We start from the raw sequence: 21959 nt of genomic DNA on the forward strand, positions 1-21959 counted from the left end.
CGCGTAGGCTCGCCGCCATGCGTTTCGATCTGACCGACCTGGCGCTGTTCCTGCACGTAGTGCAGGCCGGCAGCATCACCCACGGCGCCGCCCGCGCCAACCTGGCGCTGGCCGCCGCCAGCGCCCGCATCCGCAACCTAGAAGCCTCGCTCGGCGCGCCGCTGCTGGAGCGCCGCCGCCAGGGCGTCATCCCCACCCCGGCCGGCCTGAAGCTGGCCGCCCATGCCCGCATCATGCTGGCCCAGGCCGACCGCCTGCGCGACGACCTGGCCGACTTCTCCGGCGAATTCGGCGGCTCGGTGCGCCTGCTGTCCAACACCAACGCGCTGACCGCCTTCCTGCCCGAGGCGCTGGGCGGTTTCCTGGCGGCGCACCCGCGCATCAACGTCGAACTGCAGGAAATGCTGAGCGACGAGATCGTCGAGTGCATCGCCGACGGCTCGGCCGATATCGGCATCGTCGCCGGCACGGTCGACACCGGCGCCCTGCAGACTTATGCCTACCGCGCCGACCGCTTCGTGCTGATCGTGCCGGCCGGCCACGCGCTGGCGGACCGGGCCGAGGTCGCCTTTCGCGACGTGCTCGACGAGGACTTCGTCGGACTCGACCGCAGCAGCGCGCTGCAACGCTTTCTGGCGCGGCAGGCGCTGGTGGTCGGCAAGCCCATCAAGCTGCGGGTGCAGCTGCGCAGCTTCGACGCCATGTGCCGGCTGGTCGAGGCCGGCGTCGGCGTCGGCATCGTGCCCGAGACCACGGCCGACAGCATGCGCCAGCTGCTCCGGGTGACGCCGGTGGCGCTGTCCGACGCCTGGGCCGCGCGCCAACTGCTGCTGTGCGTGCAGTCGCGCGAGACCCTCAGCGCCCGCGCCCGCCGCCTGCTCGACCACCTGCTGGCGGACGCGGCGGCGGTCACGCCGCCGAATACAGATCCGTCATGAACTGCGTGGCCTTGATGCCGGTGCCGGTCAGCAGCACCACGGTGCGCTCGGCGTCGCGGATGGCGCCGCGCGCCCGCAGCCTGTCCAGCGCCGCCGCGGCGGTGGCGCTGGTGGGCTCGGCGTAGAGCCCCATCGCCGCCAGCTTGCGCACCGCGGCGATGATGTCCGCCTCCGGCACCGCGACGGTCTGGCCGCCGCTGGCGCGGATCGCCTGCAGCACTTCGCGCAGGCGCACCGGCTGCCTGATCGCGGTGCCCTCGGCCACGGTCGGCAGCACGTCGCGCGCCACCAGCGTGTCGACGCCGGCCTGGAAGCTGGCGTCCACCGGCGAGCAGTTCAGCGGCTGGGCCACGAACAGGCGCGGCAGGCGCTTGATCTGTCCGGCCGCCAGCAGCTCGGCAAAGCCGATGGCGCAGCCCAGCACGTTGCTGCCCGCGCCCGCCGGAATCACCACGTTGTCCGGCGCCTCGAAACCGAAGTCCTCCCACATCTCGTAGGCGATGGACTTGGTGCCCTGCAGGAAGAACGGCTGCCAGTTGTGGCTGGCGTAGAAGATCCGCGCGGAGGCCTCGATCGCGGCGGTCTCGGCGTTCTCGCGCGGCCCCTCCACCAGCCGCACGTCGGCGCCGAACGCGCGGATCTGCGCCACCTTGGCGCTGGACGTGTAGGCCGGCGCGAAGATCGTGACGCCCATGCCCGCCGCCGCGCCGAAGGCCGCGATGGCGGCGCCGCCATTGCCCGAACTGTCCTCGGCGATGGCGTCGATGCCGATCTGGCGCAGCCACGACAGCATCACCGCGGCGCCGCGGTCCTTGAAGCTGCAGGTGGGGTTGAACCATTCCAGCTTGAAATGCGGCCGCAGCCCGCCCCAGGCGCGCTCGACCATCGGCGTGCAGCCCTCGCCCATCGACACCGGACGCTCGATCGCCGCCGGCAGCGCGGCGCGGTAGCGCCACAGCGAGCGCTCGCCGCGATCGATGTCGTCGCGCGAGATGCCCGGCAGCGGCGAGATCATCAGCGGCGTGCGCGCCTCGGAACACCAGCGGGCCTCGCCCAGCGCATGGCGCGCGCCGGTGAGGGGATCGAAATAGTGGGGATCGTGCATGGCGGTCAACCTGGCGGAAAGTCGGGAAGGGTCGCAGTCTAGGTCCGCTCCCGCACTCGGCGTTGCAATATCATGTTGCGATAATCGCAATGGAGAATCGCCGTGGAACGTGGCGCCCTATGGGAATACCAGGTGTTCTGCGCCGTCGCCGAACGCCAGAGCTTCGTGCTGGCGGCGCGCGCGCTGGGCGCCTCGCCCAGCGCCGTCACCCGCGCGGTGCAGGCGCTGGAGCGCCAGGTCGGCGCGCAGCTGCTGTTGCGCAGCAAGAGCAGCGTGGTGCTGACGCCGCAGGGCGAAAGCTACTTCGAATACGCGCGCGAGCTGCTGCGCCTGGAAAGCCAGGCGCGCGAGGCCTTGCGCGACGCCCAGCAAGGCGACCAGGGCCGCCTGCGCTTCTCGGCGCCCGACCTGCTGGGCGTGACCCTGCTGCCGGCCGTGCTGCGCCGCTACGCGGCCGAGCATCCGGGCGTCACGGTGGACATCCACTACACCGACAAGGCAATCGACCCGATCGCCGAGGGCCTGGATTTCGCCATCCGCGGCGGCTTCCCGGCGTCCAGCGACCTGCTGGGCGCGCGCCTGTGGCCCTACGAGCGGCTGCTGTGCGCCAGCCCGGACTACGTGGCGCGCCTGGGCCTGCCGCGCGAACCCGAGGAGCTGGCGCGGCACCGGCTCATCATGCATACCGGTCCGCGCGTGTTGAAGGATTGGCACCTGCGGCGCGACAAGCGCATCGTGCGGATGCATGCCGAACCGGTGGTGCGGGTCAGCACCGGCAGCGGCCTGATGGCGCTGGCGCTGCAGGGCGTGGGCATCGCGCGGCTGGCCGACTGGGCGGCGGCGCCGGAGATCGCCCGCGGCACGCTGGTGCGGGTCTGTCCCGGCTACACCGCCACCTCGGCGCAAGGCATGGCGCCGCAGATGCATGCGGTGTACGGATCGCGTTCGCTGCCGGCGCGCGCCCGCGCCATGCTGGCGGCGATCCGCCAGGGCGCGGGCGCCGTTTGAAAGACGCTAGGAGCGCTGCTGTCGCGCCTCCAGCACCACCGCCGCGGCGGACTTGCGGAACAGCAGCAGATACAGCGCCGCCAGCACCAGCAGGAACGGCACGCCGAACACCAGCGTCATCTTGAACACGCCGGTGAAATAGGTCGTGACCAGGATCGCCAGCATGGCGCCGGCGCCCAGCAGCGTCAGCAGCGGAAAGCCCGGCATGCGGAACGACAGCGCCGCGCCGCCCTCGCGCGCCCAGCGGCGGCGGAAGAAGTAGTGCGTGACGAAGATCATCATCCACGTGAACAGCGCGCCGAACATCGAGATCGCCATCATCAGCGTGAACGAGGTCTCCGGATACAGCACGTTCAGCACGGTGGCGATGGCGATGCCGCTGGTCGACAGCAGCAGCGCGTTCAGCGGCGTGCCGCTGCGCGTCAGCTTGCCCAGCGCCGCCGGCGCGTGGCCGGCGCGCGACAGGCTGAACATCATGCGGGTGGTGATGTACAGCTGGCTGTTCATGGCCGACAGCGCCGCCACCAGCACGATGAAGTTGATGACGCCGGCCGCGTACGGCACCTGCACCGCTTCCATCACCGTCACGAACGGGCTGCCGCCCTTGCCGGCCTGGTCCCACGGCACGATCGCCAGGATCAGCGCCAGCGTCAGCAGGTAGAACACCACCAGCCGCACGATGGTGGCGCGGAACGCCTTCTTCACCGCGCGCTCGGGGTCCTCGGCCTCGCCCGCCGCCACCGCGATCATCTCCACGCTCAGGTAGCTGAAGATCGAGATGACCACCGCGATCCACATGCCCCACACGCCGTTGGGGAAGAAGCCGCCGTGCGCCGTGTACTGCGCCGCGCCGTACTGCGGACTGCCCCAGACCACGTAGGCGCCCAGGATGATGAACGCCACGATGGCGCTGATCTTGATGGTCGAGAACCAGTACTCGATGGTGCCGAACGCCTTCACGCTCATGGCGTTGATGAAGATCAGCGCCGCCGAGAACAGGCAGACCCATTGCCAGCCCGGCACCGACGGGAACCAGAACTTCATGTACTCGGCCACCGCGGTGACCTCGGTGCCCACCGCCAGCACCACGCACGACCAGTACGCATAGCGCACCAGGAAGCCGGCCAGCGGGCCGATGTAGTGCTCGGCGTAGGCGCCGAACGAGCCCGAGGTGGAATGCGCCACCGTCATCTCGGCCAGGCAGCCCATCAGCAGCAGCGTGATGAGCCCGCCGATGGCGTAGCTGATGATGACGCTGGGGCCGGCGAAGCCGATCGCGAACTTGCTGCCCAGGAACAGGCCGGTGCCGATGGCCCCGCCGATCGCGATCATGCTCATCTGGCCGGACGTCAGGCGACGCTTGAGCCCCTGCTCCCGTTCGGCGATCTTGCCGAAGCCTTGTGGTTGTTTCATTGCCTCCTCCGGTACTGCGCTCTCTTGTTGGATGTCGCTTGGGCCGGTGCGCCGCCGCTCAGGTCACGGCCGAGCGCTGCTTGAACTCGGGCTTGTCCCAGGCCTTGCTGTCGAGCACGTCCTTGAGGATCTCGACTGCGTCCCAGACGTCGGCGTAACCGAAGTACAGCGGCGTCAGGCCGAAGCGCAGCACCTCGGGTTCGCGATAATCGCCGATCAGGCCGCGCGCGATCAGCGCCTGCATGACCTCGTAGCCGTTCGGGTGGCGCAGGCTGACGTGGCTGCCGCGCTCGGCGTGGTTGCGCGGCGTCACCAGCGTCAGCGGATGGCCGGCGCAGCGTTCCTCGACCAGGGCGATGAACAGGTCGGCCAGCGCCAGCGACTTCTTGCGCACCTCGGCCATGTCGGCCTCGCGCGCCACGTCCAGGCCGCACTCGACCATGGCCAGCGACACGATCGGCTGAGTGCCGCACAGGTAGCGGCGGATGCCGCCGGCCGGCTCGTAGGCGACCGTCATGTCGAACGGACGCTGGTGGCCCCACCAGCCCGACAGCGGCTGCCAGAAGTCGGGAATGTGGCGCGGCGCCACCCAGATGAAGGCCGGCGAGCCGGGGCCGCCGTTCAGGTACTTATAGGTGCAGCCCACGGCGTAGTCGGCGTCGGCGCCGTTCAGGTCCACCGGCACCGCGCCGGCGGCGTGCGCCAGGTCCCAGATGACCAGCGCGCCGCGCTCGTGCGCCTGGCGCGTGACCGCGGCCATGTCGTGCATCTGGCCGCTGCGGTAGTTGACGTGCGACAGCAGCACCACGGCCACATCCTCGTCCAGCGCCCGCTCCAGCGGCAGTTCGTCGTCGATCAGGCGCATCTCGTAGCCCTGCTGCAGCAGGTCGATCATGCCCTGGATCATGTACAGGTCGGTGGGGAAGTTGTCGCGCTCGGACAGGATCACGCGGCGCTCGGGCTGGCGCTTCTGCTGGATGCGCAGGCTGGCCGCCAGGGCCTTGAAGATGTTCAGCGAGGTGGTGTCGGTGATGACCAGCTCGCCTTCTTTCGCGCCCAGCAGGCCGGCCAGCTTGTCGCCCAGCCGCGACGGCAGCTCGAACCAGCCGGCGGTGTTCCAGCTGCGGATCAGGCCCGTGCCCCATTCCTGGGTGATGACCTCGGCGGCGCGGGCCGCGGCGGCGCGCGGCATCACGCCCAGCGAATTGCCGTCCATGTAGAGCACGCCGGGCGGCAGATCGAAACGCGCCTTCAACGGCGCCAGGGGGTCCTGCCGGTCGGCGGCGACACAGGCTTCACGGGTATGCATTCACAGCTCCTTCGGGCAATATGCTGGCTACATACTAGCAGCGTGACCAAGCCGAATAGTTGCAAAACAAGGCGTGGCTAACCCTAGGATTTCGCATTAAATTGCGTCATAGACCATTTTTTCGAATTGGATTGCACCATGCAATTGGACGCCATCGACCACCGCATCCTCTACCGCCTGCAGGAGAACAGCCAGCTCAGCAACCAGGACCTGGCCGAGCAGGTGGCGCTGTCGCCGTCGGCCTGCCTGCGGCGGGTGCGGGCGCTGGAGGAAGGCGGGCTGATCCGGGGCTACCGCGCCGTGCTCGACGCCGAGCGGCTGGGGTTCGAACTGGAGGCCGTCGTGCACGTGTCGCTGGACCAGTCCCGCGCCGGCTGGCACGAGGAATTCCTGGCCGGCATCGCCCTGTATGACGAGATCACCGAGGCCAGCATCGTCACCGGCGCCTCCAACTACATCCTGACGGTGCGCACCCGCAACCTGGCGGCGTTCTCGCAGTTCGTGGAGGACAAGCTCAGCAAGATCGCGGGCGTGCGCGACCTGTGTTCGCATATCGTCATGCGGAAAGTGAAGAACCGCGGCGGCATGCTGCCGCTGGCGGCCTGGCGCTGACGGCCCGCGCTCAGGCGTGGCGCAGGAAGCCGAACACCGTGACGAAGTGGCAGGCCGACCCGCCCATGACAAACAGATGCCAGATGCCGTGGGCATGGCGCCAGCGCTTGTCGTTGGCGTAGAACACCGTGCCCACCGTATAGAGCCCGGCCCCGGCCAGCAGCCAGGCCAGCCCCGCGCCCGACAGCGCGCCGGCGATCGGCGCGGCGCACATCACCCCGAGCCATCCCATCGCCAGGTACAGCGGCAACGCCGGCGCGGCCCCGCGCGCCCACCATAGTTCGCGGCCGATGCCGTACAGCGCCAGCAGCCAGATCGCCACCGCCATGGCGGCGCCCCAGCCCAGTTCCGGCGGCACGAACGCCAGCGGCGTGTAGGTGCCGGCGATCAGCAGGTAGATGGCGCAGTGGTCGGCCTTGGCCCACAGCGCCTTGCGGCGTCCGCGCGAGCAGTGATACAGCACCGACGAGGCATAGACGGCGATCATCGACGCCGCGAACACGGCGCAGGCCACGGTCTGGCGCCACTCGACTTTCAATTCCGCGGCCCGCGCGATCAGGGCCCCCGAGGCGGCCACCGCCAAGGCCAGGCCGGCCAGGTGCGTGGCCCCGTTGAAGCGCTCTCCTTCGTACATGCCATCCCCTCCCGCGCAGGCGGTGCGCCGACGCTTTCGATCATGCCGGCGCGATATGACAGCTTGGGGTCAGCACGAACACGGGGGGCAGCAGCAAATGGCGTTCCTGCTTGCAGGCGCGCCATTTGGTCCAACAGAAAGCGGCGCTCAGGCGATGAAATCCACCGCCGCCGGATAGCCTTCCAGCGCGCGCGCCGCCAGGATGGCGCGCTGCACCGCGATCGCCATCGCCTCGGCCGCCATCACGCCCAGCAGCATCATGTTGGCGGGCTTGCTGGACACGCCCGTGCCCAGCGCGAACACGGTGTCGCCGTCGAGCATGGTGTGGATCGGGTTGATGGTGCGGGCCAGGCCGTCGTGCGCGGTCTGCGCCATCTTCTGCGCCTGCGCCTTGGTCAGCTTGACGTCGGTCGCCACCAGCCCGATGGTGGTGGCCGCGCCTTCGCGCATCGAGGTCGGCAGGTCGCCCGCCAGGATCGCCGCGCGCGTGTCCAGCAGCATCTTGCCGTCGGCGGTGCGGGCGCCGGCCAGCACGTGGCCGGTGGCCGGATCGACCACGTCGCCCACCGCATTGACCGCGACGATCGCGCCCACCGTGACGCCCGCCACGGTCAGCGAGGCGCTGCCCAGGCCGCCCTTCATGGCGCGCTTGGCGCCGTACAGCTTGCCGACCGTCGCCCCGGCGCCGGCGCCGACGTTGCCCTCCTGCGGCGGCTTGGCGCTGGCCGACTTGCAGGCCTGGTAGCCGGCGGCCGCGTCGGGCCGCACCGAGGCGTCGCCCACGCCCAGGTCGAACAGGATGGCGGCCGGCACGATCGGCACGTGCGCCACGCCCACGTCGAACCCGATCTTGCGTTCCTCCAGGTAGCGCATGACGCCGGTGGCCGCCTCCAGGCCGAAGGCGCTGCCGCCGGCCAGCATCACCGCATGCACTTTTTCCACCATGTTGACGGGATTGAGCAGGTCCGTCTCGCGCGTGCCCGGCGCCGCGCCGCGCACGTCCACGCCGCCGGTGGCGCCCGCTTCCGCGATGATGACCGTGCAGCCGGTCGGCCGCCGCGTGTCGGTGTAGTGCCCGACCTTGAGGCCGGCCACGTCGGTGATGCTGCCGCCGCCGGGCACCCGGCGCAGGCCGTTGGCGCCGTGCGCCGGCATGACGCCCGCGGACGCCGCGACACCCGCCGCCGCCATCATGAAAGCCCGCCTGTTCCACTGTTGTTGCACGCCTGTCTCCATCTGGATACCGCCTGGATGAACCCCGGGCCGGGCGGCCCGGGGCGCGAATGCCGTATATGACTTGCCGCTATATTTTTACTATTCCTTATGCTTTGTGGAAAAATAGACGCGTTGTTAGAGTGCGGCTACACCGGAAGGCGGCGCGACTGACGCGGGCCTTTCGCAGTGATCTCTCATCCGTGGAGCATTGCCATGAAACTCTTGCGCTCGTTGTTCATCGCCGGCCTGGTCCAGGTCGCCGCCCTGTCCGCCGCCCATGCCCAGTCGGGGCTGGACCAGATCAAGTCCGCCGGCGTGTTCAAGATCGGCACCGAAGGCACCTACGCTCCCTTCACCTTCCACGACGCATCCGGGCAGCTTACCGGTTTTGACGTCGACATTGGACGCGCCATCGCCCAGCGCCTGGGCGTCAAGGCCGAATTCGTCGAAGGCAAGTGGGACGGCCTGATCGCCGGGCTCGACGCCAAGCGCTACGACGCCGTCATCAACCAGGTCGGCATCACCGACGCGCGCCGCGCCAAGTACGACTTCTCCGATCCCTACATCTCGTCGGCCGCCGTGCTGATCGTGCGCGACGACAACACCACCATCAAGTCGTTCGCCGACCTCAAGGGCAAGAAGTCCGCCAACACGCTCACCAGCAACTTCGGCAAGCTGGCGCAGAGCCACGGCGCGGAAGTGGTCGCGGTGCAAGGCTTCAACGAAGCCATCGACCTGCTGACCTCGGGCCGCGTCGAGGCCACGGTCAACGACAACCTGTCGTTCCTGGACTTCAAGAAGCAGAAGCCCAACGCCAAGGTCAAGATCGCCGCCACCGACAAGGCCGCGGAGTTCAGCAACTCCGGCGTGCTGCTGCGCAAGAACAATCCCGAACTGGTGGCCGCCATCAACAAGGCGCTGGCCGACATCAAGGCCGACGGCACCTACAAGACCATCTCGGTCAAGTACTTCGGCACGGACCTGTCGGCGCAGCAATAAGCGGTCCGCTCCATGACGCTCCCCGCCTGGCTGCACAACGTCCTGCCCGACTGGATCCTGGCCCAGGTCGACGCCCTCGCGGTGCCGGCCTGGGTGCAGTTGATGGCCGACTCGTTCTGGCCCCTGCTGCACGCCGGGCTGGTGTTCACCGTCCCGCTGACGCTGATGTCGTTCGCGCTGGGGCTGGCGCTGGCCTTCGTGGTGGCGCTGATCCGGCTGTTCGGGCCGGCGCCGCTGGTGGCGCTGGTGCGTTTCTACGTCTGGCTGATCCGCGGCACGCCGCTGCTGGTGCAGCTGTTCGTGATCTTCTACGGCCTGCCCAGCGTCGGCGTGGTGCTCGACCCGCTGCCGGCGGCGCTGATCGGCTTCACGCTGAACGTCGGCGCCTACAACTCCGAAGTGATCCGCGGCGCCATCGAGTCGATCTCCCGCGGCCAGTGGGAAGCCGCCTATTCCCTGAGCATGACGCGCGCCCAGGCGCTGCGCCGCACCGTGCTGCCGCAGGCCGCGCGGGTGGCGGTGCCGCCGCTGTCGAATTCCTTCATCGCCCTGGTCAAGGACACCTCGCTGGCCGCCGTGCTGACCGTGCCCGAGATCTTCCAGGCGGCCCAGCGCATCGCCGCCGTCACGTATGAACCGCTGATCCTGTACACCGAGGCCGCGCTGATCTACCTGGTGTTCAGTTCGGTGCTGTCCGCCGCCCAGGTGCGCCTGGAGCGACGCTTCGGCCAGCACGCGGTGTTTTCCGAGAAGAACCGATGATCCGCCTGGAACAGATCGAGAAATCCTTTGGCGGCAACCTGGTGCTCAAGCAGGTCGACGTGGCCATCGCCGAAGGCAGCGTCACCGCCCTGATCGGCCCGTCCGGCAGCGGCAAGAGCACCCTGCTGCGCTGCGTCAACCTGCTGGAAGTGCCCGACCGCGGCACGCTCGAGATCGGCCCCGAGCGGGTCGAGTTCGAGCCCGGCGAAAAACTCTCGCGCGACCAGGTGCAGCGGGTGCGCATGCAGACCGGCATGGTGTTCCAGAACTTCCAGCTGTTCCCGCACCAGACCGTCATCGGCAACGTGATGGAAGGGCTGGTGACGGTGCAGAAATGGCCGGCCGACCGCGCCCGCGCGCGCGCCGAGGAGCTGCTGCGCAAGGTCAACATGCTGGACAAGGCCGAGGCCTGGCCCGCCAATCTGTCGGGCGGCCAGCAGCAGCGCGTGGCGATCGCCCGCGCCCTGGCGCCCGCCCCCCGCGTATTGCTGTGCGACGAGCCGACCTCGGCGCTCGACCCCGGCCTGGCGGCCGAAGTGGTGGATGTGCTGCGCCAGCTGGCCGCCGAAGGCATGACCATGCTGATGGCCACGCACGACCTGCGCCTGGCCGCCAGCGTGTCGCGTGAAGCGGTATTCCTGCTCGATGGCGACGTGGTCGAATCCGGCGCCTCGCGCGACCTCTTCACCCGCCCGCGCGACCCGCGCACCGCGGCATTCATCTCGACGCTGACGCAGGACGCCGGCCAGATCGGTTGACGCGGCGCCCGGCCGCCCGGCCGCCCGAAGGCCGGGCAGCCCCCTCGGGGGGCAGCAAGCGCACGCAGTGCGCGCAGCGTGGGGGCTCCTACTTTCCGGGAAGGGAGCCCGCCGGATCGACCGCCTGGCCGTCGTAGCGCAGCTCGAAGTACAACCCGACCTGCTTGCTGTCGCTGTTGCCCATTTCCGCGATCTTCTGGCCCTGGCTCACCCGCTGGCCTTCCTTGACCAGCAGCTTGCTGTTGTGGGCGTAGATGCTGAGGAAGCTGGCGTTATGCTTGACGATCACCAGGTGCCCGTAGCCCCGCAGGCCGCTGCCCGAATAGGCGACGGTGCCGGCGGCGGCGGCCACCACCGGCGTGCCGGCGGAATTGGAAATGACGATACCATTGGAGCCCGAGCCGTCGTAGCCGCGGGTCACCTTGCCCTGCGCCGGCCACACCAGCGAGATCGCCCCCGGCGGCGCGGTGCGCCGCTTGCCAGTGGCGGGCGCCGGCGAACGGCTGCCACCCGAGGAACTGGCGCGCGGCTTGGCGGGCGTGGCGGCGGCCTGGCCGGCGGGCGGCGCGACGCGCAACATCTGCCCCACCTCGATCGAGTTGGAGTTGGACAGGTTGTTCCAGCGCACCAGGTTCGATACGCTGGTGCCTTGCTTGCGGGCGATCTGCGTCAGCGTGTCGCCCGACTGCACCCGGTAGTAGCCCGGCTGGACCTTGGTCGTGCCGCAGGCCGCCAGCAGCGCCAGCAGCATGGCCAGCAACGCCAGCCGGACGAGCCGGACCGCGCCGCGGGCCGGCGGCCGCGCCGGCAGGACGCCGGAAACGCCGGCAAAATCGGGAACAGGCAAGGTCTGGGCGGGCAAGGAGAGCACTGAATCCTGGAACGGAGTGGAGAATGACTGCGTCCAAGGGTACCAAGATTTTCGGACGGCGGTATGCCCCGGCAACTTTCGCGGACCATGCCGGGCCGTGTATAACCCGCTGATTGCCGCGAGCGCCAGCTCGCCCTGTGTCACAGCGTCTGCAAGGAACAATATGGGAATGCCCCAAGCGCCGCGAAAGAACCTGTACTGCCTGCTATGGGCCATCCCGTACCTGCTGTGCGGCGTCTTCTCGCGCCTGCTCAACGACCCGGTGAGCCATGCCGTGTTCGTCTGGCTGCCGCCCGGCGTGGCGGTGGGCGCCTATCTGTTGACGCAGCGCCGCAACTGGTCGCTGCTGCTGGCCGCCTTCTTCTGCGCCCAGCTGGCGCTCACCAGCTTCACCCGCGGCCAGCCCGCCACGGCGCTGGTGTTCGCCATCACCGCCAGCCTGTCCAGCCTGCTGGCGGCCTGGACGGTGCAGCGCCTGACCCCGCGCGAAGGCGGCGTGGGCCTGGTGGCGGCGCTGCTGGCCGGCGCGGTGGTCGGCGCCGGCCTGTCCGCGCTACTGGGCGGCGGCTGGCTCTGGCTGACCCAGGAAGCCCATGCCCTGGTGCGGCTGCGCACCTGGGTGGCGGCCTACCTGGCGGGCATCCTGATCCTGGCGCCCGCGCTGACGGTCTGGGCCAATTTCCGCCCGCGCCGTTCGGGCGGTCCGCGGCGGCGCGACCTGGTGCTGGGCGTCATCGCCTACGTCGGCCTGATCGTGTCGACCTTCATGACCTTCGACGGCGACATGATCAAGAACCTGCCGTACGTCGTCACCTTCGAGCTGACCTACCTGCCGCTGGTGTTCGCGGTGCTGACCGCGCTGGTGTGGGGCCCGCTGGGCGGCACCCTGGGCGTCGTCACGCTGACCCTGATGGCGCTCTACCAGAGCGCCCAGGGCGAGGGCCCCTTCGTCGAGGCCAACGACCACTGGCACGTGCTGCTGGCCACCCAGGTCTACCTGGTGGTCACCGCGCTGCTGATCCTGCTGGTCAACACGCTGCGCGGCGCCCGCGCGCAGGAACTCGAAAATGCCGTGCAATGGCGCGGCCGTTTCGACCTGGCGCTGGCGGGCAGCCACCAGCTGATGTACCGCTACAACCCGTTCGACGGCTCGCTCGAGTTGGCCGGCGACCTCCAGGGCGCCTTCGGCATGCAGGCCAACGCCATTCCCACCCTGGACGCGTTGCTGGCGCTGGCCCATCCCGACGACCGCGCGCGCCTGACGCTGCACTGGGCCGCGCGCCGCGCCGGCGCCCAGGACCGCACCCCGCTGCTGTTCCGCATGGCGCACGCCGGCGGCGGCTGGCGCGTGGTCAGCGACCGCGGCTCGCCGCTGGAGGATTTCGACGGCAGCGTGGCCGTCGTGGCCGGCATGTGGCGCCTGGGTGAAGTCGAGCAGGCAGATGTCAACTAACACTGGAGCCCTGCTCATCCACGGCTTGGGCGGCACCCAGTACGACCTGGGTTCGCTGCACAAGATCCTCAAGCGCGCCGGCATCGAGACCCACACGCTGACGCTGCCCGGCCATGGCACCACGCCCGAGGACCTGCTGCCGGTGCGCGCCGAGGACTGGATCGACGCCGTCACCGCCAAGTACCGCGAGGTGGCCGCGCGCCACGACACGCTGCATGTGGTCGGCATGTGCCTGGGCGCGCTGCTGGCGGTGGAGCTGTGCAAGCGCGTGCAGCACCGCAAGGGCAAGCTGGTGAGCCTGGCCGCGCCGGTCTTCATCGACGGCTGGAGCACGCCCTGGTACCGCGGCCTGCGCAATCTGGTCTACCGCATCCCCGGCCTGGCCGCGCGCATGCGGGTCGAAGAGGAAGAGCCCTACGGCATCAAGAACGAACTGGTGCGCTCCATCGTCAAGGCCAAGTTCGAGCGCGGCGAGAATTTCCACTACCGCTGGGTGCCGCTGGCCTGTGTGCGCGAAGTCGACCGCCTGCGCCGCCTGGTGCAACGCGGCCTGAACGCCATCAGCTGCCCCAGCCTGATCATCCACGCCCACGAGGACGAGCTGACCTCGGTGCGTTCGGCGCACTTCCTGAACGACGCCATTCCCGACAGCCGGCTGGTGCTGCTGGACAACAGCTACCACATGATCTGCGTCGACAACGACCGCGACCGGGTCGCCGCTGACATCCTGCAATTCATGGACAAGCGCCCGGCCACCGCGCGCCCGGGCCGCGCCGCCGCGATGAGCGGCGACGAGGTCGAACGCATCCTGGGCCACTACCGCGACGCGATGCTGTCGGGCCAGTTCGAAACCCTGTTCCCGCTGTTCGCCGAGGACGTCGCCTGGCACGAGGAAGGCGACAGCCCCCTGAGCGGCGTCTACCAGGGCCGCGGCGGCCTGATCGACCTGTTCTCGCGCGTGATGGACTATTCGCGCAACACCTTCACGGTCGACAGCGTCGGCCCGCCCGAACCGGCCGGACGGTCGATCGCGGTGCCGCTGACGTTCTCCGTGCAGGACGGCCCCATCCGCTACCGCGGCGCCTCCACCCATACCCTGCGCCTGCGCAACAACACCATCGCCAAGGTCACCGCGCGGGCCTCGGACCCGGCCACCGAAGATGCGCTCTGGCGGCGGCTGGCCGTCGCCAGCGGCCTGGAGCCCGAGGGCGACGCGATGGACCGGGAGACGCTGGCGATCGGCGCCGACGACCTGGAGGACGCGTTCGAGGCCGCCGTGATCGAGTTGCGCGCCCTGCCGCAGGCGCCGTCCACCAGCGTCGCCATCCGGCTCTACGCCTACGAGCAGCAGGCGCGGCGCGGCGATGCGCCGCCGCAGGACGCGCCGGACGCCGGCGTGCGCGAACAGGTCGAGCTGGCCACCTGGCGCCTGCTGGCCGGCCTGCCCGCCGACCAGGCGCGGCGCCGCTACATCGCCCTGATCCGGCGCCTCGATCCCGACACCTGAAACCGTCCCCGGCCGCTCGGCCTACAATCGCTCCATGTCCGCCCTGACCCATCCCTCGCGTACCGCCGGCGCCCCGCGCGTCCGGGGCGTGCTGTGGCTGGCGTTCCTGGCGCTGCTGCTGCGCGCCCTGGTGCCGACGGGCTACATGCCCGACGCCCGCGCGCTGCACGACGGCCGGCTCGAAGTGACCTTCTGCTCGGCCGCCGGCGACCTGACCACCTTCAAGATCGCGCTCTCTTCCGACGGCAAGTCCGGCGGCGGCCACTCCAGCGCCGACACCGGCGCGCAGTGCCCGTTCGGCCTGCTGGCCCACGTCACCCCGGCGCCCGCCGCGCAGACCGCCCCGCTGGCGCTCGCCGTCTCCCGCGCCACCCCCTTCCCGCCCGCCCACGTGGCGGCGCCGGTGCAACCGGCCCAAGGGCCGCCGCTGGGCTCGCGCGCCCCGCCCCTCGCCGCCTGACTCCGCTTTCCCGCGCGGCCCCGCCGCGCCCTTGCGAACCGTCAACCGACGAGGCTTTCATGCATTCCCCCCTTTCGCGCGCCCCCGCGGGCACCGCGCCGGCGCCCGACCGCCACCGGCGCCGGCTGCTCTCGGCCCTGGCCCTGCTGCCGCTGGCCGGCTGCGGCCCCGACGCCCCCAAGCTCAACGGCATGGACCTGGCCAGCATGCCCACCGGCGATTTCCAGCTGCGAGACACCGAGGGCCGGCAACGCCAGCTGGCCGACTACCGCGGCAAGACCGTGATGCTGTTCTTCGGCTTCACCCAATGCCCGGACATCTGCCCCACCGCGCTGACCCGCGCGCTGGAGATCAAGAACCTGCTGGGCGCGGACGCCGCCAAGCTGCAGGTGCTGTTCATCACCGTCGACCCCGAGCGCGACACGCCGGAGATCCTGCAGGCCTACATGCAGGCCTTCGACCCCGCGTTCGTCGGCCTGCGCGGCGACGCCGAGCAGACCCGCGCCGCGGCGCAGTCGTTCAAGGTGTTCTACCAGAAGGTCCCGACCGGCTCGTCCTACACCATGGACCACACCGCGCTGACCTACATCATCGACGCCGAAGGCAAGCTGCGCGTGGCCCTGCGTCACCAGCAAAGCGCCGAGGAATGCGTCGCCGACCTGCGCACGGTGATCTGAACCGCCCCCGATCAAAGGAAATTCCATGAAAATGACCGCCTTCAAATCCCTCGCCGCCGCCGTCGCCCTGGGCGCCCTGACCCTGGTCCAGGCCCCCGCCCTGGCGCAGGACGCCACCCTCAAGGTGGAAGACGCCTGGGTCCGCGCCACGGTGCCCAGCCAGCACGCCACCGGCGTCTTCATGCGCCTGACCTCGTCCGCCCCGGCGCGCCTGGTCGGCGTCGAATCCGACGCCGCCAAGCACGTCGAGGTGCACGAAATGGCGATGCAGGACAACGTCATGAAAATGCGCCAGATCCCCGCCCTCGACCTGCCCGCCGGCCAGCCGGTGGAACTCAAGCCGGGCGGCTACCACGTCATGCTGATCGACCTGGCCAAACAGGTGTCGGCGGGCGACCCGGTGGCGCTGACGCTGGTGGTGGAAGACGCCAACGGCCAGCAGCGCCGCGTGCCAGTGACCGCCACCGCGCGGCCGCTGGCGGGCGGCGCGGCCCCCGCCGCCAAGCATGGACACTGATTAACAGGGACCGTGTCATTGCAAGCGCATTGACACCTGTATTTCAAGCTTGAAATAGCTGTTTGCCTCACAACCCGCGTTTTTTGCAACGCCAAGACGCGCGCCCGGTCGAATCAAGAACACCGGGTGCGCCGTTTTCCTACGCATCCACCGCATTCCCCGCCTCTCAGGAAATCGTCCCCATGCCGCACCGGAGACGACGGCGCGGCCTGCCCCCAGGCCGTTTGCTTTGATTGCCAGGAGCGTTTCATGAAGACCTTGACAGTAACTTTGTTGCTCTGCGCCGGTCTCACCGCCACCGCGGCGGTACAGGCCCAGCAAACCCAGACCATGGCCCCGACCGCCCAGTACAAGCGTGACCTGTACGGCGACTGGCGTGTCAGCTATCCGGCGCCCACGGCCAAGACCTCGGACCAGGTCGCCGCCGAACTCGCCCAGTCCAAGGCCGACGGCCAGTACACCTTCGGCCAGGAAGACTATCCGCCCGCCGTCGCCTCGAACGGCCCCGGGGAAAGCCGCGCCCAGGTCGAACAGGAACTGCAGACCGCCGAGATGCAGGGCCAGATGGCGTCCGACCAGGAAAGCTATCCGCCGGTGCCGATGGCCCATAGCGGTACGTCCGCCATTCAATAACAGGGACACACCGCAACCTGCGGCCCGTCCTGATTCCTCATACAATGCCAGCACACATCCGCCGCCGGCGGCCTCGCGGGGCCCGGCGGCAGCGCGGCGCCCCACGCCGCGCCGGATGCCAGCGTTCCGCGCAGCCGGACGCCTGATCCGCCGGCGATAGACCGGCAACTCTGTGTCTGGATATGCCCGGTAGTTCCGCCTTTTCCTTCCTGCGTACCCTCTGCAGCCTGCGCTGGCTCGCCATCGCGGGCCAGGCCGCCACCATCCTGGTGGCCAGCAGCGTGCTGGGCCTGGCCCTGCCGCTGGAGCCGCTATGGATCGGCGTGGGCGTGCTGATCGGCTTCAACGTCTACGCCAGCCTGCGCCTGCGCCACAGCCGCGACCTGTCGCACGCCACCGCCTTCGGCCACCTGCTGGTGGACATGGCCGTGCTGGCCTGGATGGTGGGCTGGAGCGGCGGCCTGAGCAATCCGTTCGGCATGATGTTCCTGATCCTCACCGCCCTGGCGGCGCTGGCGCTGCCGCGCAACTGGGCGCTGGCCGCCGCGCTGGCGGGGATCTCCGGCTATTTCGCCGCCGCCATCTTCGGCCAGCCGCTACGCGGCGACGTCAACACCCACACCCTGCTGCTGTGGGGCCTGGGCGCCAACTTCCTGATTTCCGTGGTGGTCGTGCTGGTGTTCACCACCCGCCTGGCCGCCGACCTGCGGGCGCGCGAGCGCGAACTGGCGCGGCTGCGCGAGCGCTTCACCCGCAACGAGGGCATCGTCGCCCTGGCCACCCACGCCGCCGCCATGGCGCACGAACTGAACACCCCGCTGGCCACCATGACCCTGCTGGCCGACGAGATCGCCGCCGAGGTCAAGGAGCCCGACCTCAAGCAGGATGTCGCCACCCTCAGCCAGCTGCTGGCCCTGTGCCGGGAACGCATCCGCAATCTGGCGGTCCCAACCGCCGTGGACCTGGTGCGCGTGGTGGGGCAATGGCGCCTGATCCGGCCGACCATCGACCTGCAGCGCTCGGGCACCCTGCCGGCCAGCCTGCGGGTCGATCCGGCCATCGCCCACCTGCTGCAGGCGCTGCTGAACAACGCGGCCGACGCCGGCGAAGCCGCCAGCGAGCCGCGCGTGGACCTGCATCTGGAGTACGGCTATGGCGCCCTGCGCGGCGAAGTGCGCGACTACGGCGGCGGTTTCGACCCCGACCACACGCTGCTGCCGGCCATCAGCCTGTTCAACAGCGGCAAGCCGGGCGGCCTGGGCGTCGGCCTGGCCCTGTCGCACGCCACCGTCGAGCAGATGGGCGGTGAAATGACCATGACCGCCGCCGAGGGTGGCGGCACCCGCATCCGTTTCTATTTGCCTCTCGGCACTCCCGGGACCTGATATGTTGAATCCCACCGATCTTGGCCTGCTGATCGACGACGACGAGCTCTACGTGCGCACCCTGCAGCGCAGCCTGTCGCGCCGCGGCCTGGAAACCCGAACCGCCACCGGCATCGCCGAAGCGCTGCGCGTGGCCGAAGAGATCCGCCCGGCCTTCGCGCTGGTCGACCTGCGCCTGGGCGAAGACTCCGGCCTGACCCTGATCCGTCCCCTTCGCGCCCTGCGCGTCGACATGCGCATCCTGCTGGTCACCGGCTACGCCAGCGTCGCCACCGCGGTCGAGGCCATCAAGCGCGGCGCCGACGACTACCTGCCCAAGCCCGCCACCGCGCCGATGATCCTGCGCACCCTGGGCCTGGTGAAGCCGGAAAGCGTTACGATCGAAAGCACCATGACGCCGCTGCACCGCCTAGAATGGGAGCACATCCACCAGGCCCTGCACGAGACCGGCGGCAACGTCTCGGCCGCCGCCCGCCTGCTGGGCATGCACCGGCGCTCCCTGCAGCGCAAGCTGGCCAAGAAACCGGGGCCGGAACGCGAAGTCCTGGTCGACTGATTGGCGCGGATGCCACACATCGCAACAATCCCCTTTTGTGCAGGTGCGACATATCGTCGCACCTGCACCCTCCCCGCAAAGCTCGCTCCCGCCTGGGAAAACCCTTAACACGGCGCCTTGGGGGCAAAAGCCTGCCGGGCAATGCGACCATTCGTCGCAGCCTTGACCCAAATCAACCCGATAGGATGGACGTTGCTGCCTAGCAGCATTCCAGTCTGCTGCTCCGCAGCATTTCCCACCATCCATCCAAGGCTGTACGTGAAACACCCCCTCCTTGCGACCCTTACGCGCATTTTCGGCGTCGGCGCGGTCATGCTGCTTGGCGGCTGCAACATGGAAATCCTCTCCCCCAAGGGAGACATTGGCGCTCAGGAAAAGACCCTGCTGTTCACGGCAACCGGTCTGATGCTCATCGTGGTGATCCCGGTCATCATCATGATCCTGACGTTTGCCTGGAAATACCGCGCATCCAATACCAAAGCCGACTACCAGCCCAAGTGGGCCCACTCCACGGCGATCGAAGTCGTGGTCTGGACCGTGCCATGTATCATCGTGGCGATCCTCGCCGTGATCACCTGGCGCTCCACGCACGCGCTCGATCCCTACAAGCCGCTCGTCTCCGAGCACAAGCCGGTCACCATCGAGGTGGTGTCGCTGGATTGGAAGTGGCTGTTCATCTACCCCGAGTACGACATCGCCACGGTCAATGAGATCGCGTTCCCGGTCGACGTCCCGGTCAATTTCCGGATCACCTCGGCCTCGGTCATGAACTCGTTCTTCATTCCCCAGCTGGGCAGCCAGATCTACTCGATGGCCGGCATGGAGACCAAGCTGCACCTGAACGCGCGCGAGCCCGGCACCTACGCCGGCATCTCGGCCAACTACAGCGGCGCCGGCTTCTCCGGCATGCGCTTCAAGGCCATCGCCACGTCGCAGGAAGGTTTCGACAACTGGGTCAAGGAAGCCAAGGCTTCGGGCGCCTCGCTGACTCCGGCGGTGTACCAGGAACTGACCAAGCGCAGCGAGCGCAACCCGGTCGTCAAGTACGCCTCGGTGCCGCCGTCCATGTTCGACTACATCCTGGGCAGCACCATGTCCAAGATGGCCGGCGTCGACGATGCCACGTGCACCCCCACGTCGAATAATCTTGTCGCAGGATTGAATCAATAATGTTCGGGAAACTCACCCTAGAGGCCATTCCGTACCATGAACCCATCGTCATGGTTACGCTGGCCGCCGTGTGCCTGGGAGGCCTGGCGGTCTTCGGCGCCGTCACCTACTTCGGCAAGTGGAAGTACCTCTGGACGGAATGGCTGACCTCCGTCGACCACAAGCGCATCGGCGTGATGTACATCATCGTCGCGCTGATCATGCTGCTGCGCGGCTTCGCCGACGCCATCATGATGCGTACCCAGTTGGCCGTCGCCTCGGCCGACTCCGCCGGCTTCCTGCCGCCCCACCACTACGACCAGATCTTCACCGCCCACGGCGTCATCATGATTTTCTTCATGGCGATGCCCTTCATCACCGGGCTGATGAACATCGTGGTGCCGCTGCAGATCGGCGCCCGCGACGTGGCCTACCCGTTCCTGAACTCGCTGAGCTTCTGGCTGTTCGGCGCCGGCGTCGCGCTGATGATGATCTCGCTGTTCGTCGGTGAATTCGCCGCGACCGGCTGGCTCGCCTATCCGCCGCTGTCCGGGCTCGATTACAGCCCAAGTGTCGGGGTCGACTACTACATCTGGGCGCTGCAGATCTCCGGGCTGGGCACAACGCTCAGCGGCATCAACTTCATCGTCACCATCCTGCGCATGCGCGCGCCGGGCATGACCCTGATGAAGATGCCGATCTTCACCTGGACCTCGCTGGTCACCAACGTCCTGATCGTGGCCGCCTTCCCGGTGCTGGCCGCCACGCTGGCGCTGCTGACCGCCGACCGCTATCTGGGCACGCACTTCTTCACGAACGACATGGGCGGCAACGTCATGATGTACGTGAACCTGATCTGGATCTGGGGCCACCCCGAGGTCTACATCCTGGTGCTGCCGGCCTTCGGCGTGTACTCCGAAGTGGTCGCCACGTTCGCCCGCAAGACCCTGTTCGGCTACAAGTCCATGGTCTACGCCACGGCCGCCATCGGCGTGCTGTCGTTCCTGGTCTGGCTGCACCACTTCTTCACCATGGGCGCGGGGGCCAACGTCAACGCGTTCTTCGGCATTGCCACAATGATCATCTCGATCCCGACGGGCGCGAAGATCTTCAACTGGCTGTTCACCATCTACCGCGGCCGCCTGCGCATCACCACGCCGGTGCTGTGGACGCTGGGCTTCATGCTGGTGTTCGTCATCGGCGGCATGACCGGCGTGATGCTGGCCATCCCCGGCGTGTCGTTCGTGCTGCACAACAGCCTGTTCCTGATCGCCCACTTCCACAACACCATCATCGGTGGCGTGGTGTTCGGTTGCATCGCCGGCATGACCTACTGGTTCCCCAAGGCTTTCGGCTTCAAACTGAACGAACGCCTGGGCCGCTACTCGTTCTACTGCTGGTTCGTCGGCTTCTTCCTGGCCTTCATGCCCCTGTACATCCTGGGCTTCAAGGGCATGACGCGTCGCCTGAACCACTACGACAACCCCGAATGGCAGCCCTACCTGCTGGTCGCGCTGGCCGGCGCCGCGCTGATCATGCTGGGCATCTGGTTCCTGCTGCAGCAAGTGTTCGTGTCCGTGCGCCAGCGCAAGCAGAACCAGGACATCACCGGCGATCCCTGGGATGGCCGCACCCTGGAATGGTCGATCTCGTCGCCCGCGCCTTTCTACAACTTCGCCCATGTTCCTCACGTCGATGAACTGGACCAGTTCTGGGAAGACAAGCAGAGCGGCAAGGCCTACAAGCGCCCGGCCAAGTACGAAGACATCCACATGCCGAAGAACACCGCCGCCGGCGTCTTCATCGGCGCGTTCGGCCTGGTCATGTGCTTTGCCCTGATCTGGCACATCTGGTGGCTGTCGATCGTCGGTTTCGTCGGCATGATCGGTTCGTTCATCGTCCGCGCCTATGACCGCGACGTCGACTACTGGGTCCCGGCCGCGGAAGTCGAACGCATCGAAAACGCCCACTTTGAAAAAATGCAGAAGGCCGCCTGAG

22 protein-coding genes are annotated in these 21959 nt (G+C 68.7%); 16 read left to right on the forward strand and 6 right to left on the reverse strand.

Features of this window, described 5'->3' with window-relative positions; genetic code table 11:
• Positions 1-17 precede the first annotated feature (17 nt).
• Complete coding sequence (locus AOZ53_RS25885) at positions 18-938, forward strand: LysR substrate-binding domain-containing protein (RefSeq protein WP_054428632.1); 921 nt, start codon at positions 18-20, stop codon at positions 936-938.
• On the opposite strand, the gene AOZ53_RS25890 is transcribed toward AOZ53_RS25885, so the two are convergent.
• Positions 910-2043, reverse strand: a complete 1134-nt coding sequence (locus tag AOZ53_RS25890; protein WP_054489971.1) for a threonine synthase — start codon at positions 2041-2043, stop codon at positions 910-912. The two genes, AOZ53_RS25885 and AOZ53_RS25890, sit on opposite strands and share 29 nt — an antisense overlap.
• A gap of 102 nt (positions 2044-2145) precedes the next feature.
• On the opposite strand from AOZ53_RS25890, the gene AOZ53_RS25895 reads away from it, so the two are divergent.
• On the forward strand, positions 2146-3051 hold the full coding sequence (locus AOZ53_RS25895) for a LysR family transcriptional regulator (RefSeq protein WP_054479465.1): 906 nt from the start codon (positions 2146-2148) through the stop codon (positions 3049-3051).
• A gap of 6 nt (positions 3052-3057) precedes the next feature.
• Here the strand turns inward: AOZ53_RS25895 and AOZ53_RS25900 are convergent, their stop codons facing one another.
• Together AOZ53_RS25900 and kynU are read right to left on the reverse strand one after the other, a co-directional pair.
• Complete coding sequence (locus AOZ53_RS25900; protein WP_054428634.1) at positions 3058-4464, reverse strand: amino acid permease; 1407 nt, start codon at positions 4462-4464, stop codon at positions 3058-3060.
• 58 nt (positions 4465-4522) lie between these two features.
• On the reverse strand, positions 4523-5773 hold the full coding sequence (gene kynU / locus AOZ53_RS25905; RefSeq protein WP_054489944.1) for a kynureninase: 1251 nt from the start codon (positions 5771-5773) through the stop codon (positions 4523-4525).
• Positions 5774-5911: 138 nt separating this feature from the next.
• Here kynU and AOZ53_RS25910 point away from each other — a divergent pair, with 138 nt between their 5' ends.
• Positions 5912-6385: an Lrp/AsnC family transcriptional regulator gene (locus AOZ53_RS25910; protein ID WP_020926585.1), complete on the forward strand. Its 474-nt coding sequence runs from the start codon at positions 5912-5914 to the stop codon at positions 6383-6385.
• Between the two features lie 10 nt (positions 6386-6395).
• On the opposite strand, the gene AOZ53_RS25915 is transcribed toward AOZ53_RS25910, so the two are convergent.
• Together AOZ53_RS25915 and AOZ53_RS25920 are read right to left on the reverse strand one after the other, a co-directional pair.
• Positions 6396-7019, reverse strand: coding sequence for a PAQR family membrane homeostasis protein TrhA (locus AOZ53_RS25915; RefSeq protein ID WP_054428636.1), 624 nt, complete (start codon positions 7017-7019; stop codon positions 6396-6398).
• Positions 7020-7166: 147 nt separating this feature from the next.
• Positions 7167-8255, reverse strand: coding sequence for a P1 family peptidase (locus AOZ53_RS25920; protein ID WP_180180161.1), 1089 nt, complete (start codon positions 8253-8255; stop codon positions 7167-7169).
• A 192-nt stretch (positions 8256-8447) separates the two neighbouring features.
• On the opposite strand from AOZ53_RS25920, the gene AOZ53_RS25925 reads away from it, so the two are divergent.
• From AOZ53_RS25925 to AOZ53_RS25935, 3 genes are all read left to right on the forward strand, one after another.
• A complete protein-coding gene (locus AOZ53_RS25925) occupies positions 8448-9233 on the forward strand; it encodes an amino acid ABC transporter substrate-binding protein (protein WP_006390998.1) in 786 nt (261 codons plus the stop codon).
• Between the two features lie 81 nt (positions 9234-9314).
• Complete coding sequence (locus AOZ53_RS25930) at positions 9315-9995, forward strand: ABC transporter permease subunit (RefSeq protein WP_054429229.1); 681 nt, start codon at positions 9315-9317, stop codon at positions 9993-9995.
• A complete protein-coding gene (locus AOZ53_RS25935) occupies positions 9992-10753 on the forward strand; it encodes an amino acid ABC transporter ATP-binding protein (protein WP_054428638.1) in 762 nt (253 codons plus the stop codon). The genes AOZ53_RS25930 and AOZ53_RS25935 overlap by 4 nt, the downstream gene beginning before the upstream one ends.
• An 88-nt stretch (positions 10754-10841) precedes the next feature.
• Here the strand turns inward: AOZ53_RS25935 and AOZ53_RS25940 are convergent, their stop codons facing one another.
• On the reverse strand, positions 10842-11615 hold the full coding sequence (locus AOZ53_RS25940) for a peptidoglycan DD-metalloendopeptidase family protein (RefSeq protein ID WP_082380589.1): 774 nt from the start codon (positions 11613-11615) through the stop codon (positions 10842-10844).
• 178 nt (positions 11616-11793) lie between these two features.
• Here AOZ53_RS25940 and AOZ53_RS25945 point away from each other — a divergent pair, with 178 nt between their 5' ends.
• The 10 genes from AOZ53_RS25945 to cyoB all read left to right on the forward strand — a co-directional run bounded on the left by AOZ53_RS25945 (position 11794) and on the right by cyoB (position 21958).
• A complete protein-coding gene (locus AOZ53_RS25945) occupies positions 11794-13077 on the forward strand; it encodes an MASE1 domain-containing protein (RefSeq protein WP_054428639.1) in 1284 nt (427 codons plus the stop codon).
• Positions 13067-14584 (forward strand): acyl-CoA-binding protein, encoded by a 1518-nt coding sequence (locus AOZ53_RS25950; protein ID WP_054489945.1) that lies wholly within the window; start codon positions 13067-13069, stop codon positions 14582-14584. The genes AOZ53_RS25945 and AOZ53_RS25950 overlap by 11 nt, the downstream gene beginning before the upstream one ends.
• Before the next feature lie 34 nt (positions 14585-14618).
• Positions 14619-15044 carry a DUF2946 family protein gene (locus AOZ53_RS25955; protein WP_054489948.1) on the forward strand — a complete coding sequence of 142 codons (426 nt, stop codon included), beginning with the start codon at positions 14619-14621 and terminating at the stop codon, positions 15042-15044.
• A 59-nt stretch (positions 15045-15103) separates the two neighbouring features.
• Complete coding sequence (locus tag AOZ53_RS25960; protein WP_054489950.1) at positions 15104-15721, forward strand: SCO family protein; 618 nt, start codon at positions 15104-15106, stop codon at positions 15719-15721.
• A 25-nt stretch (positions 15722-15746) separates the two neighbouring features.
• Complete coding sequence (locus tag AOZ53_RS25965; RefSeq protein ID WP_054428643.1) at positions 15747-16238, forward strand: copper chaperone PCu(A)C; 492 nt, start codon at positions 15747-15749, stop codon at positions 16236-16238.
• 249 nt (positions 16239-16487) lie between these two features.
• Entirely contained in the window at positions 16488-16871 is a 384-nt protein-coding gene (locus AOZ53_RS25970) for a DUF4148 domain-containing protein (protein WP_054428644.1), read from the forward strand.
• A 182-nt stretch (positions 16872-17053) separates the two neighbouring features.
• Positions 17054-18256 (forward strand): ATP-binding protein, encoded by a 1203-nt coding sequence (locus AOZ53_RS25975; protein WP_054489953.1) that lies wholly within the window; start codon positions 17054-17056, stop codon positions 18254-18256.
• 1 nt (position 18257) lies between these two features.
• The gene (locus tag AOZ53_RS25980) at positions 18258-18812 is read left to right on the forward strand and encodes a response regulator transcription factor (protein WP_369816853.1); all 555 of its coding nucleotides are present in this window, start codon (positions 18258-18260) and stop codon (positions 18810-18812) included.
• A gap of 258 nt (positions 18813-19070) precedes the next feature.
• Positions 19071-19982 (forward strand): ubiquinol oxidase subunit II, encoded by a 912-nt coding sequence (gene cyoA, locus AOZ53_RS25985; protein WP_054428646.1) that lies wholly within the window; start codon positions 19071-19073, stop codon positions 19980-19982.
• On the forward strand, positions 19982-21958 hold the full coding sequence (cyoB, locus tag AOZ53_RS25990; protein ID WP_054428647.1) for a cytochrome o ubiquinol oxidase subunit I: 1977 nt from the start codon (positions 19982-19984) through the stop codon (positions 21956-21958). Before cyoA ends, cyoB begins: the two co-directional genes overlap by 1 nt.
• The last annotated feature ends 1 nt before the right edge of the window (position 21959 follow it).

This window comes from Achromobacter sp. 2789STDY5608621 (genome assembly GCF_001299375.1).
GTDB classification, from domain to species: domain Bacteria; phylum Pseudomonadota; class Gammaproteobacteria; order Burkholderiales; family Burkholderiaceae_B; genus Achromobacter; species Achromobacter insuavis.